This is a genomic window from Shewanella sp. M16 (assembly GCF_018224605.1).
Lineage (GTDB): Bacteria > Pseudomonadota > Gammaproteobacteria > Enterobacterales > Shewanellaceae > Shewanella > Shewanella oncorhynchi.
Genome location: NZ_JAGTUL010000035.1, coordinates 14,718 through 29,129 on the forward strand (window position 1 = coordinate 14,718; position 14,412 = coordinate 29,129).

At 46.0% G+C, this 14,412-nt stretch carries 10 protein-coding genes; 4 read left to right on the top strand and 6 right to left on the bottom strand.

The features are described from left to right. Positions 1-57: 57 nt before the first annotated feature. From lpdA to ampD, 6 genes are all read right to left on the bottom strand, one after another. On the bottom strand, positions 58-1,485 hold the full coding sequence (lpdA, locus tag KFE26_RS18790; RefSeq protein ID WP_212601339.1) for a dihydrolipoyl dehydrogenase: 1,428 nt from the start codon (positions 1,483-1,485) through the stop codon (positions 58-60). A 147-nt stretch (positions 1,486-1,632) separates the two neighbouring features. After that, complete coding sequence (gene aceF, locus KFE26_RS18795) at positions 1,633-3,624, bottom strand: dihydrolipoyllysine-residue acetyltransferase (protein WP_212601340.1); 1,992 nt, start codon at positions 3,622-3,624, stop codon at positions 1,633-1,635. A gap of 12 nt (positions 3,625-3,636) precedes the next feature. Further along, a complete protein-coding gene (gene aceE / locus KFE26_RS18800) occupies positions 3,637-6,303 on the bottom strand; it encodes a pyruvate dehydrogenase (acetyl-transferring), homodimeric type (protein WP_105250400.1) in 2,667 nt (888 codons plus the stop codon). Positions 6,304-6,384: 81 nt separating this feature from the next. Beyond that, a complete protein-coding gene (gene pdhR / locus KFE26_RS18805) occupies positions 6,385-7,137 on the bottom strand; it encodes a pyruvate dehydrogenase complex transcriptional repressor PdhR (protein WP_105250401.1) in 753 nt (250 codons plus the stop codon). Between the two features lie 319 nt (positions 7,138-7,456). Next, positions 7,457-8,308, bottom strand: coding sequence for a beta-lactamase regulator AmpE (ampE, locus tag KFE26_RS18810; RefSeq protein WP_173496212.1), 852 nt, complete (start codon positions 8,306-8,308; stop codon positions 7,457-7,459). Positions 8,309-8,389: 81 nt separating this feature from the next. Then, positions 8,390-8,953 (bottom strand): 1,6-anhydro-N-acetylmuramyl-L-alanine amidase AmpD, encoded by a 564-nt coding sequence (ampD, locus tag KFE26_RS18815; protein WP_131523417.1) that lies wholly within the window; start codon positions 8,951-8,953, stop codon positions 8,390-8,392. 258 nt (positions 8,954-9,211) lie between these two features. Here ampD and nadC point away from each other — a divergent pair, with 258 nt between their 5' ends. The 4 genes from nadC to KFE26_RS18835 all read left to right on the top strand — a co-directional run bounded on the left by nadC (position 9,212) and on the right by KFE26_RS18835 (position 14,406). Further along, positions 9,212-10,093 carry a carboxylating nicotinate-nucleotide diphosphorylase gene (gene nadC, locus KFE26_RS18820; protein WP_131523416.1) on the top strand — a complete coding sequence of 294 codons (882 nt, stop codon included), beginning with the start codon at positions 9,212-9,214 and terminating at the stop codon, positions 10,091-10,093. A 748-nt stretch (positions 10,094-10,841) separates the two neighbouring features. Next, on the top strand, positions 10,842-11,276 hold the full coding sequence (locus KFE26_RS18825) for a prepilin-type N-terminal cleavage/methylation domain-containing protein (protein WP_131523415.1): 435 nt from the start codon (positions 10,842-10,844) through the stop codon (positions 11,274-11,276). Positions 11,277-11,371: 95 nt separating this feature from the next. Then, the gene (gene pilB, locus KFE26_RS18830; RefSeq protein ID WP_131523414.1) at positions 11,372-13,081 is read left to right on the top strand and encodes a type IV-A pilus assembly ATPase PilB; all 1,710 of its coding nucleotides are present in this window, start codon (positions 11,372-11,374) and stop codon (positions 13,079-13,081) included. Positions 13,082-13,134: 53 nt separating this feature from the next. Then, positions 13,135-14,406 carry a type II secretion system F family protein gene (locus KFE26_RS18835; protein ID WP_131523413.1) on the top strand — a complete coding sequence of 424 codons (1,272 nt, stop codon included), beginning with the start codon at positions 13,135-13,137 and terminating at the stop codon, positions 14,404-14,406. The last annotated feature ends 6 nt before the right edge of the window (positions 14,407-14,412 follow it).

Below are 14,412 nucleotides of genomic sequence, written 5' to 3' on the forward strand. Positions count from 1 at the left end.
AAAAATACAGGCAATAAAAAAGCGCTCAAGTGAGCGCTTTTTTAATCGACAGCTAAATTACTTTTTCTTTGCCTTTGGGTTTGGCAAATCAGTAATAGAGCCTTCGTACATTTCAGCCGCTAAGCCTACTGATTCGTGCAGTGTTGGGTGAGCGTGAATGGTTAATGCTAAATCTTCAGCATCACAACCCATTTCAATCGCTAGACCGATTTCGCCTAACAGCTCGCCGCCGTTAACACCCACAATAGCACCACCGATCACGCGGTGAGTGTCTTTGTCGAAAATCAGCTTAGTCATGCCCTCAGAGCAATCAGACGCGATAGCACGACCACTTGCAGCCCATGGGAAAGTTGCGGTTTCGTAAGCAATACCTTGCTCTTTCGCTTCTTTCTCAGTCAAACCAACCCAAGCGACTTCAGGGTCAGTGTAAGCAATTGATGGGATGACTTTTGGATCGAAATAGTGCTTCATGCCAGCGATAACTTCAGCCGCTACATGGCCTTCGTGCACGCCTTTGTGAGCCAACATGGGTTGACCAACGATGTCGCCGATAGCATAAATGTGCGGTACGTTAGTACGCAGTTGCTTATCAACCTTGATAAAGCCACGCTCATCAACGTTAACACCTGCTTTTTCAGCATCTAACGACTTACCATTAGGTGCTCGGCCAATAGCCACTAATACGGCATCGTAACGAACAGCTTCCGTTGGCGCGCTCTTACCTTCCATAGAAACATAGATACCGTCTTCACGGGCTTCGACCGCTGTGACTTTAGTTTCAAGGATCAGGTTGAATTTCTTCTTGATTTGCTTAGTGAATACGCGAACCACATCTTTATCAGCCGCAGGGATCACTTGGTCGAACATCTCAACCACGTCGATTTGGCTGCCTAAAGAAGCGTACACAGTACCCATTTCTAGACCGATAATACCGCCGCCCATCACTAACAACTTGCCTGGAACTTCTTTCAGTTCTAATGCGTCAGTCGAATCCCAAATACGTGGATCTTCATGCGGAATAAATGGCAGTTTGATTGGACGAGAACCCGCAGCAATGATCGCTTGCTCGAAAGTCACTTTAGTCACAGTGCCATCTTCAGCAGTCACTTCTAGCGTGTTAGAGCCAGTGAATTTACCAAAACCGTTAACCACGTTAACTTTACGCATTTTGGACATGCCGCCCAATCCGCCAGTTAATTGACCAATGACTTTTTCTTTAAAGCCACGTAACTTATCTAAATCGATAGTTGGCTCGCCGAAGACCACACCGTGAGCGGCAACCGCTTTGGCTTCTTCGATAACTTTAGCAACGTGCAGTAAGGCTTTAGATGGGATACAACCCACGTTAAGACACACGCCACCTAAAGTGCTAAAACGTTCAACTATGATGGTTTCCAGACCTAAGTCAGCAGCACGGAAAGCCGCAGAATAACCTGCAGGACCTGCACCTAATACCACTACCTGAGTTTTGATTTCGTTACTCATGTTTTCCTCTAATTCTCATTCAATCCGTTGGAGGAGCTATCCTGCCAACCGAAAATGCGCCAGCGCGTAAGGTGGGCGCATTTTAACCTGTGTTTGATACTGATCACAATAAACAAAAGGCTGCTCAAGATGAGCAGCCTTATATGCTTACAGAACCAAAGTACGAATATCGGACAGAATTCCTGACAGCGTTACACTAAAACGTGCAGCCATGGCACCATCGATCACGCGGTGATCGTATGACAGTGACAGCGGCAACATCAATTTAGGTTCGAACTCTTTACCATTCCACTTAGGCTTAATTTCAGATTTAGACACACCTAAAATCGCCACGTCTGGGTAGTTCACGATAGGCGTAAACGCCGTACCGCCAATACCACCTAAACTTGAAATGGTGAAACAGCTACCTTGCATATCAGCAGATTTCAGCTTGCCATCACGGGCACGGATAGAGATATCAGCCAGTTCACGAGATAACTCGATAATGCCTTTCTTATCCACGTCACGCACGACTGGCACAACCAAACCGTTTGGCGTATCCACCGCCACACCGATGTGGAAATATTTCTTCTGGATCAGTGATTCGCCATCAGAGCTTAAGCTCGAGTTGAACACAGGGAACTGTTGCAACGTTTTAGCCACAGCTTTCAGCATAAACACTAAAGGCGTGATCTTGTAATCGGCTTTTTTCTTCGCCGCTACATCGTTTTGCTGCTTGCGGAACTCTTCCATTTCAGTGATATCAGCTTCATCGAACTGAGTCACGTGAGGGATAGTTACCCAGTTGCGGTGTAAGTTAGGGCCAGAAATCTTCTGGATACGGCTTAATGGAATCTCTTCCACTTCACCAAACTTACTGAAATCAACTTTAGGTGCTGCAATCACTTGCAGACCGCCGCCATTACCTGAACCAACAGAAGTTGCCGCAGTCGCTTTCGGACGCGACAGTTCGTATTTAACATACGCCTGTACGTCTTCTTTCATGATGCGACCTTTACGGCCAGAACCTGTCACTTGGGTCAAGTCGACACCAAACTCACGGGCTAAACGACGTACAGCAGGAGACGCATGTACCGCACCAGTAGACACAGGTGTACCTGCGCTTGGGTGATGGGGTACTGGTGGACGGCTTGCAGGTGCAGCAACGGGCGCCGCGCTCACTGGAGCAGGACCCGCCGCTTGTGCAGCAGGTGCTGGAGCACTTGCTGTTGCAACAGAAGTCGTCTCAATCGTCGCAATGACGCTACCTTGAGAAACCTTGTCACCCACTTTAACAGTCAAAGACAGCAGTTTACCGGCGAATGGCGCAGGCACTTCCATGGTGGCTTTGTCAGTTTCAAGGGTAATCAAACCTTGGTCGGCAGTGATTTCATCACCAACAGAGACTAGCACTTCGATCACATCGACATTGCTGGCATCGCCAATATCCGGCACTTGAATTTCTTTTACCGCAACCACGCTTGCCGCTGGTGCAGTAGCCACTGGCGCTACCGTAGCGGCAGGAGCCGCCTGAGCCACAGTTGCAGCTGGCGCGCTAACGCTTGGAGCCACAGCAGGTGCAGCGCCGCCCACTTCAAGCATGATGACTAAAGAGCCTTGCGACACTTTATCGCCAACCGCAACTTTAACGTCTTTAACCACACCCGCGAAAGGTGATGGCACGTCCATCGTCGCTTTGTCTGTTTCTAGGGTAATTAAACCGCTATCAACTTCAATCTTGTCACCGACAGCAACCAGGACTTCGATAACCGATACATCAGTGTCGCCACCGATATCTGGTACTGTCACTTCAACCACTTTGGTTGCGCCCGTCGCAGGAGCAGCAGCCACAGGGGCAGGAGCCGCTTGAACTGGTGCAGATGCTGGTGCCGCCTGAGCGGGTGCTGCAACTGCTGCCGCGCCCGCCGCTTGCATCATAGCAATCAAAGTACCTTCAGATACTTTATCGCCCACAGCCACTTTCAATTCGGCTAAAACACCGGCGAAAGGCGCTGGAATATCCATAGTCGCCTTGTCGCTTTCGACGGTAAGAATCGATTCTTCTGCCGCTAGGGTATCACCCACAGCAACACAAATTTCGATCACTTGCACTTCATCGCCGCCGATATCAGGAACAAAAACTTCTTTTAATTCAGCCATTTTTATTGCCTCTTACGCGTACTGTGGATTGATCTTGTCAGCGTCGATACCATATTCTTTAATGGCTTTTGCTAACACATCGACAGGCAGCTCTTTGCGATCAACCAGTGATTTCAGTGCCGCAATAACGATAAACTTAGCGTCCACTTCGAAGTGGTGACGCAGATTCTCGCGGCTGTCTGAACGACCGAAACCGTCAGTACCTAACACTTTGTAATCGGTAGGAATATAAGCACGTAACTGTTCGCCGTAAATCTTCATATAGTCAGTCGCGACGATTGCAGGTGCATCACTTGAAATCACTTGGCTGATATAGGCTTGTTTTGGCGTTTCGGTTGGGTGCAGCATGTTCCAACGTTCAGCGGCTTGACCATCGCGAGTCAATTCGTTGAAGCTAGTTACGCTAAATACGTCGGCAGTAATACCGAAGTCTTTCGCCAGTGCTTGCGCCGCTTTACGGGTTTGTTCAAGGATAGTGCCACAGCTCATTAACTGCACTTTGCCTTTACCTGAGCCCGCAACCGTTTCTAACTTATAGATACCTTTCACTATGCCCACTTCCGCGCCTTCTGGCATGGCTGGTTGCTCATAGTTTTCGTTCATTGTGGTCAAGTAGTAGAAGATATCTTCTTGATTTTCGCCGTACATACGACGGATACCATCTTGTACCACAACGGCGATTTCGTAGCCGTATGTTGGATCGTAAGTAATACAGTTAGGGATAGTGTTCGCCAATACGTGGCTGTGACCGTCTTGATGCTGTAAACCTTCGCCGTTAAGCGTTGTACGACCTGAAGTGCCACCGACTAAGAAACCACGAGCACGCATATCACCCGCAGCCCAAGCCATGTCGCCAATACGTTGGAAACCGAACATTGAGTAGTAGATGTAGAACGGGATCATAGGTGTATCGTTGACTGAGTAGCTCGTCGCTGCTGATACCCATGAAGACATAGCGCCGAGTTCGTTAATCCCTTCTTGCAATACTTGGCCGGTTTTATCTTCACGGTAGTAAGCAACTTGGTCAGAATCCTGCGGAATATATTTTTGGCCTTCGTGAGCATAAATACCCACTTGACGGAACAAACCTTCCATACCGAAAGTACGAGCTTCGTCAGGAATAATTGGCACAATATTTTTGCCAATTTTCTTGTCTTTCAGCAGAGCTGTCAGAACACGAACGAATGCCATAGTCGATGAAATTTCACGGCCGTTAGAGCCCTGTAAAATCGAATCGAAAATCTTCAGTGACGGCACTTCCATCTCTTCGGTGAACTTTTGACGACGTTGTGGCACGCTACCATGCAGCGCTTCACGACGGCTCATCATGTACTTCACTTCTTCAGAATCTGGACCTGGATGATAGAAAGGCAGATCTTCTAACTGGTCATCTGGGATCGGAATATTGAAACGATCGCGGAAGTAACGGATAGACTCGATACCCATTTTCTTCACGTTGTGAGCGATGTTTTTACCTTCACCCGCATCACCTAAGCCGTAACCTTTTACAGTCTTAGCTAAAATCACCGTTGGGCGACCTTTGGTTTTTTGTGCATGATCTAAGGCAGCGTACACCTTCACTGGATCATGACCGCCACGGTTTAAGCGCCAAATGTCATCATCTGACATGTTAGCCACCATTTCGGCCGTTTCAGGATACTTACCAAAGAAGTGTTCGCGAGTATAAGCGCCACCTTTGGCTTTACAGTTTTGGTATTCACCGTCAACGGTTTCTTCCATTAACTGCAGTAACTTACCGCTTGTATCACGGGCTAATAATGGATCCCAGTAACGACCCCAAATTACTTTAACGACTTCCCAGCCTGCGCCGCGGAATTCGCCTTCAAGTTCTTGGATAATCTTACCGTTACCACGCACAGGGCCATCAAGACGCTGTAAGTTACAGTTAACGATGAAGACTAAGTTATCTAATTCTTCACGGGCCGCTAAACCAATCGCACCTAAAGCTTCTGGCTCATCACACTCACCGTCACCTAAGAAACAGTAAACAGTTTGTGCTGAACAATCTTTCAGACCACGGTCAGTCAGATATTTCAGGAAACGCGCCTGATAAATCGCTTGGATAGGACCTAAGCCCATAGAAACTGTTGGGAATTGCCAGTAATCCGGCATCAGTTTTGGATGTGGGTATGAAGACAGACCCTTGCCATCCACTTCTTGACGGAAGTTAGCCAGTTGGTCTTCGCTTAAGCGACCTTCTAAGAATGAACGCGCATAAATACCAGGGGCGATATGGCCTTGGAAATACACTAAATCGCCACCGTCTTTTTCATTGGGTGCGCGGAAGAAGTGGTTAAAACATACGTCATAAATAGTCGCGCTTGAGGCGAAGCTTGAAATATGGCCGCCTAATTCTAAATCTTTCTTAGAACCACGAAGCACCATAGCTAAAGCGTTCCAACGGATGATGGCGCGAATGCGACGTTCCATCTCTTGGTTGCCAGGCATGTGCGGCTCTTGACCCGCAGGGATAGTGTTCAGGTAAGCCGTTGTGGCGTTATAAGGCAAGTGAGTGCCATTACGACGCGCTTTATCGATCAGCTTTTCTAATAAAAAATGCGCGCGCTCTGGGCCTTCCTGTTCCAACACGGCTTGCAGGGCATCAACCCATTCCTGAGTCTCTAACGGATCTACGTCTTGTAGCATATCTTCAGACATGACACTGTCCTTCTCTATATACATGATAATGAATGGTGTTTGCGGCATATTCCGATTTAGCTGGCAGCTAAATCACAGAACTTAAGCGCCACTCTTTAAACGGCGCAAGCTTCGCTGCAACCGGCTATCTTCTTCCCGCACAGATAACATCACCTCTTCGATGTAACTTAAGTGTTCATTCGAGGCTTCTCTGGCGGCGTCGGGATCACGACGAACGATGGCAGCGAGCAATGCCCGTCTGTGATCGTTAGCCATAGTAGAAGCTTCTTCGCGGCGGCTTAAAAGCTCCAGGTTTTGCGCCACATTTTGATGCAGCACAGGGGTTAAACTAAGAACGAGGTGTAACATAGCCACGTTATGTGACGCTTCCGCCACAGCACGATAAAAACGCACAATCGCAGCAGCTTTTTGTTCGATATCGGTGGCGGCTTCCACCTCGAGGATCATACGCTTGATATTTTGCATATCGGCGTCGGTACCACGCAGGGCCGCAAAATAGGCCATCATGCCTTCGGTGGCATGGCGGAACTCCAGTAAGTCGTACTGACTCTCTGGATCTGAATTCATCAGTTCAACAATAGGATCGGCAAGGGTCTGCCAGAGTTGTTCTTTGACATAAGTACCACCGCCTTGGCGGCGCATTAACAGTCCTTTTGCCTCAAGCTTTTGAATAGCTTCACGCAAAGAAGGTCGAGACACTTCAAACTGGATCGCCAGTTCGCGTTCAGGCGGTAACTTCTGACCGGGCTGTAAACTACCCTCTAAAATCATTTGCTCTAATTGCGCCATGATCACGTCAGAAATTTTTGGCTGATTAATTTTACTATAGGCCATCAGGCGCTCAGCTCCGTTGTAAATTGGTCTTACCAATTTTTTTGAGTGAGCGCACTTTATCAAATCAGCGTTTTGATGTCCAGATTGAAGATCACTCCTTAAAAGCGATCTCGATCAAAAGCACTCACGAAGAGAGAGCATAGCGGAAAAAAATGTTTATGGGGTCAGACCATTTGACAAAAGCACGGGCTTCGCCCTACTAGGCGCTGCAAAAAGCGCAGCGGATAGATTCTAGGCTCTAGGTTCTAGACTAGAAGGAGCACAGCGACGCCCCCTAGCAGCGAAGCGTTCTCGATTCTCGCTGCAAAGCATCCTTCTTTTAACTCACCAATCCGAAAATGGTCAGTAATGAAAGTATTGCAACAATAAGTGTAAAGTTACGTTTACTGAGCACTAATAATGCTAAGGTTGATTGTACACATATAGGTGCACTTGCGACCTCAGGTAAAGGTTGTGCCGCTAATGCCGTTTCAGCAACCACAGTGCGAGCGCTCACATTTAAGGTCAACCCATTACGGCGCCACGCCGCTAAACCTTCACTAAATTGACCACTTAAGGCATAACCAAAGGCGAAAATCCGGCTCGGTAACCAATCCAGTATCGTAATCACTTCGTTGACTAAGGGTAGCTCTAGAGATTTACGAGCATTCTCTTCGGCATAAAAACGTACCGTGCAATACAGTACAGCACCGACTGGACCTAAAAAAATGAAAAACAGCGCCACGGCACCATAATAACGATAGTTAATCCAAGCAACACTTTGACCCACTTTGGCACCTAGGTCTTTCTCGGACACAGCATCTAAACACTCGCTACAATCGAGTTCGGCAGCATAATGGTAACAAGCTTGGACATCTGAGCGACAAGCCGCTTGCATATACTTTTTGAAAATATCACGCTGTTTCTGATGGTTAAAACAAACCACGGCCACAACAATCCATAGTGCTAAACTTAATAAGCCCCAAAACATTCCCGCCACTAACCAAGATAAAACATATACCAACAAGGCTGGTAGCACTAACGCCAACGCCATCATCACGCTTGTCAGTGACGCTTTATCACCGAAAAATGTTGTCTGATAGGATTGCAGTAAACGATCAAATTGCCATGATGAAGGAAGAAATTTAAGTCGCTCCACTAAAATGGCGACCAAGAGTGAAAATAATGCCATGGGCTGTACCTCTATAATTTGTCCATAAATAGTCTAGGTTTATATGGAATACGTCTAAAATCCAAAAAGTTAAGTGATTAACTAAGAGCGCAACGCCCGAGTATATTCCTTTAACTTGCCTAAATATCCTTCCCAATCAAAACTTTGCCCGGGGTCCGTTTTCCGCATTGGCGCAATATCACAATGACCCACAATCCGTTCAATACTCAGCAATGGATATTCTACCAATAGGGCTTGTGTTAACTCGATGAGTGACTGATATTGCTCAGAAGTGTAAGGCTCAGTATCTGTGCCTTCCAGTTCAATACCAATGGAAAAATCATTACAATTCTCTCTCTCGCCATAACGAGACACCCCAGCATGCCAAGCCCTGTCATTACAGCTTACATATTGGACACGCTCGCCATGGCGGCGGATCAAAAAGTGCGCCGACACTTGCAACCCCTGCAACGGTGCAAAGCTGGAATCGGCATTAGTATCTAAACACCCTTGAAATAATTGATCAATGTAAGGTAATCCAAAGCAGCCTGCGGGCAGACTAATATTGTGGATCACTAACAAACTCACCTCATTCAAGGGACGTTGATTAAAATGTGGCGACTCACAACGCCTCGCACTATCACACCAACCCGAATCAAACCGCATGATGAGCTTATCCTCTATGCCACATATACTGGCTTACTCTAACAGTATTCCTCCAAGCAAAGAAGAAACCCTGCGCACGGAACTTACTGACTGAGCTATCTTTTAACATTGAGATCATGGTGCAAACCATCCACTCTCAATTTTAATAAGGCTGCAGCTTACTCCTTTTGCTCAATCTTCCAACCTGTTCCGTGAGACCTAAGGCCGTGGTAATCTAAACCTAAAATGCAAGTAGGCCGTAATGCAAGGACTCCGCTTATGTTAGAAAACGATATCCGCCAATCAGTAAAATCTGCCCTCAGTGAAGACTTAGGTGGCACCGAAATCAACGATCAAACCAAAGCCATCGCTTATGGCGACATCACAGCAATGTTGATCCCCGCCGATAAGTACGCTGAAGCCACTTTAATCACCCGTGAAGAAGGCGTTTTTTGTGGTAAAGCATGGGCAGAGCAGGTTTTTAACCAACTCGGTGGTGAAGTCGCACTGCATTGGCATGTGGATGATGGCGATCTAGTATTACCCAACCAGCTATTATGTGAATTATCAGGTCCTGCGCGCGCTATTCTCACTGGCGAACGCACGGCAATGAACTTTATTCAAACACTTTCTGGTGTTGCCACCTTAACCAAACATTATGTCGATAAATTGGCGGGGACTCACACTCGTTTGTTAGATACTCGCAAGACAATTCCAGGCCTACGCACGGCACAAAAATATGCCGTCACCTGCGGTGGCGGAAAAAACCATCGTATTGGTTTATATGATGCTTTTTTGATTAAAGAAAACCACATTATGGCCTGTGGCGGTATTCGCCAAGCCGTAGATACCGCCCGCAGCTTGTACCCGAATAAACCCGTTGAAGTCGAAGTGGAGTCACTCGAAGAGCTCGCCTTAGCACTCGACTCTGGCACAGATATCATAATGTTAGATAACTTCGACATCACTAAGATGGTCGAAGCGGTTGAAATGAACAATCAATATAAAGCTAAAGGCGCCGGCGCTAAGCTCGAAGTCTCTGGTAATGTCACCTTAGGTACCTTAGCCGAATTCGCCAAAACAGGGGTGGACTATATCTCAGTTGGCGCACTCACTAAGCATGTTCGCGCCTTAGATTTATCACTCAGATTAAAAGCTTAAAACCGCTGGATGTTAGCTGGTAGTGGAATGTTCTCGCAAAGTACCGTAAGCACATTCCACTCATAAAATATTAAGGCGAAATGCATTTTTTTGTAGGACTCCTCCAAACCAAATGTGAAATCGTGCCAGCACTATCATACTCAGCATTCACCCTCACGATTCCCCCACCCCGTCACCATTTCATGTCACCAATTTGACAACATAGAGACACACGCCAGCTAAACAGATATTGTCAAAAAGTTGTTATAACCTAATATGTCGATAAGTTAGCCTTTTATACAAAAACAACACTTTATTAGTACTTTATACTTAATTTTTGTTTCCTTTTACCTAACTTTGTACTAACTTTTACCAAGGCGAGATGGCCGTTTGGTCAACCTCACCTAAGGTCAGCACTGGGATTCTTTTTAAAATTGCCTAGTTCACGTTTTTTGAGAGGCATATTTTTGAAAACGTTAGCCTAAGGTGCGGTTGCCGAAACAATTTATTCAAACAAGCGCTAACCCAGCATTAACTTAGTGCTAATTTAGCAAAGCTAGCTTGGATAAATCAGCATGAGTCATTACACATGGGTCATTCAAGATCATCGGTGTACTGTTAATGTTACATAGATCATATAAATGATTTTATTGACATAAATGAGTAATAAAGTTTGATGAGATAACACAATTTATAGAGTAAAACAGCGGTTAGGTTAAACACTCTATTCAACCACAGTAAGTCACTAAATAGTTAGCTGGAGAGAAAAATGAAGGCCATGAATTTAAACAAAGCATTAAATAAAAAAGCTCAGGGTTTTACTCTGATCGAACTGATGATCGTTGTCGCCATTATTGGTATTTTGGCAGCAATTGCACTGCCAGCTTATAAGGATTACGTAACGACAGCCCAAGGCAGTGCATCGATGAAAGGTATAACTGCTTTTGCTCAAAAAATTCAAACTTGTATTCAAACAAATATAGGTTGTTCTGAAATTGTTACCGAAGTAAATAGTAATCCTAAATTTACTGATCTAGCTGCTGGTGCTGTAGCAGAAAACACAGCTGTAACACTTGTATGGACTGAAAGTAAGTGCGTATTAACAGCCACGTTTACAGGAACTGGTGGTGTAACATATGCTATCACCGATGGAGCTGCCTCTGGAGATGATTCAGCCTTGTGTGCTAAAGGCGCGGGATTATAAGACAATCTTAAATTAAAAAATTCTCACAATGAAAGAGGCTATACATTTTAGTCTCTTTCATCTCTATTTCTATTTAAATTTCGGATTGAACTTGCATGCCTACTACTGGCCTTCATTTAGGTTTATCCACCCTATTTATCCGTAAGGGCCTGCTAAATGAAGAGCAGATGGCTAATGCCATCACAAAATCCCGTCAGAATAAACAAGCATTAGTCAGCACTTTAGTGCAAAGTAAACTAATTTCAGCACGTGCTATTGCCGAACTCTGCTATGAGGAATATGGCACGCCACTACTCGATCTCAATGAATTTGAGCTTGCCTCGATTCCTGAGGATTTCCTCAATAAAAAACTCATTGAGAAACACCGTTGCTTACCGCTATTTAAAAGAGGAAATCGCCTATATATAGGCACATCCGACCCGACCAATATCGCCGCTCTTGAGGACTTTCAATTCAGTGCGGGCTTGCACGCTGAAGCGATTCTAGTTGAAGAAGATAAATTGGCTAAAGCACTGGAGAAAATTCTCGAAGTAGATATTAGCGGCCTAGATTTAGGCGGCATGGATGAAGCGGCACTAAGCGCCATAGAAATAGCAGATACAGATAAGCGAAGCGATGAACCGGCAGGTGAAGCCAGTGACGATGCGCCTATTGTTATCTATATCAATAAAATTCTAACCGATGCCATTCGTAAAGGCGCTTCGGATTTACACTTTGAGCCCTATGAGAAGCGCTACCGCATTCGTTTTCGCATCGACGGTATTTTACACGAAGTCTCTGAACCGCCGATAAGTCTCGCCGGCCGTTTATCGGCTCGGTTAAAGGTAATGTCGAAACTTGATATCGCCGAACGCCGCGTGCCACAAGACGGCCGAATCAAGATGAAACTTTCCCGCACTAAGTCCATCGACTTTCGGGTAAGCACTTTGCCGACCCTGTGGGGCGAAAAAATTGTAATGCGGATTTTGGATTCATCCTCCGCACAATTGGGCATTGAAAAGCTTGGTTACGAGCCTGACCAAGAAAAACTCTACCTTGAGATGTTGGCAAAACCCCAAGGGATGATTTTAGTGACCGGCCCTACAGGCTCAGGCAAAACCGTCTCCCTCTATACAGGGTTAAATATTCTTAATACCGAAGAGCGTAATATTTCTACCGCCGAAGATCCGGTAGAAATAAACCTTGAGGGCGTAAACCAAGTCCACATTAACTTAAAAGCCGGCCTCACTTTCGCCTCCGCTTTACGTTCATTCCTGCGCCAAGACCCCGATGTGGTGATGGTGGGTGAAATTCGCGATCTTGAAACCGCCGAAATAGCCATTAAAGCGGCACAAACGGGTCACTTAGTATTATCGACCTTACACACTAACTCGGCCGCCGAAACCTTGACTCGTTTAATCAATATGGGCGTGCCAGGTTATAACATAGCTAGCTCAGTTAACCTGATTATTGCCCAGCGTTTGGCGCGTCGACTTTGCCCCGAATGTAAGCAAGCTGAAATCATCCCCGAGCATGAACTATTACGTTTAGGTTTTGCCCAAGCACAAATTACACAGGGTTTTACCACCTTTAAACCTGTGGGCTGCGAGCATTGTTCCGGCGGCTACAAAGGCAGAGTTGGTATTTACGAAGTGATGAAGATGTCCGATGAAATAGCGCGTACTATTATGGAAGGTGGCAACTCCCTACAAATCGCCTCCCAAGCTAAAGCGCAAGGGATGCGTGATTTACGTCAATCTGGATTATTAAAAGTAATTCATGGTGTTACCAGCATTGCAGAAGTCAATCGCGTAACGAGTTTTTAAGCGTAGATCACTGTAAAGAGCACCCTGCTTTTACAACCAAATAGAGATTGTTTATGGCTACAGCAACAACAGTAAGAAAGTCTCGCGGTAAAAAAAACGAGCAAAAAAGCCAGCCCCAAATTTATACCTTCGAATGGAAAGGCGTTAACCGCGACGGCAAAAAAACGGCAGGGGAGCTTAAAGGTGCAACCGCAGCCGAAATCCGTAGCCAGTTAAAATCCCAAGGCGTTACCCCAAAGAGTGTTCGTAAGCAGTCCTCTCCACTATTTAAGTTAGGTGAAGCCAACATCACCCCTATGGATATTGCCATGATGACCCGTCAAGTCGCGACTATGCTTGCTGCTGGCGTTCCTTTGGTAACGACATTTGAACTACTCGGTCGTGGCCATGAAAAAACTAAAATGCGAGAATTACTGGGTACTATTTTAACCGAGATTCAATCGGGTATTCCCTTATCCGATGCCATGCGCCCCCATAGACGTTACTTCGACGAACTATATGTTGACTTGGTCGCCGCAGGTGAGCATTCAGGTTCACTAGACTTGGTTTTCGATCGAGTCGCAACCTACAGAGAAAAATCAGAAGCACTCAAATCAAAAATTAAGAAGGCCATGTTTTACCCTGCTGCAGTTGTAATCGTTGCTATTTTGGTTACAGTTTTGTTACTTCTTTTTGTGGTGCCACAGTTTGAAGATATTTTTAAGGGCTTTGGTGCAGAGCTACCCGCCTTTACGCAACTGGTACTGCATATTTCCCGCGGCTTACAATCCTCTTGGTACATCTTTTTAGCCGCCATTGTCGGCGGCGTATTTTTGTTTGTACGCGCACATCGAAACTCGCAAATGGTGAGAGATAGAGTCGATGAAGCCGTGCTAAAAATCCCTGCCATTGGACCGATTTTACACAAAGGTGCCATGGCTCGTTTCGCCCGCACCTTAGCTACCACCTTTGCCGCAGGTGTGCCGTTAATTGATGGCTTAGAGTCCGCCGCAGGCGCATCGGGTAATGCGGTCTATCGCAAAGCTATTTTAAAAATTCGTCAAGAAGTCATGGCGGGAATGCAGATGAATGTCGCGATGCAAACCACAGGGCTCTTCCCCGATATGTTAGTGCAGATGGTGATGATAGGCGAAGAATCTGGCTCGCTGGATAACATGCTCAATAAAGTCTCAACCATCTATGAAATGCAAGTCGATGATGCCGTCGATGGCTTATCAAGTCTGATAGAACCGATTATGATGGTGGTAATCGGCACTGTCGTTGGCGGGTTAATTGTTGCTATGTACTTACCTATCTTCCAGATGGGTAAAGTTGTTAGCGGCTAGTTTAAT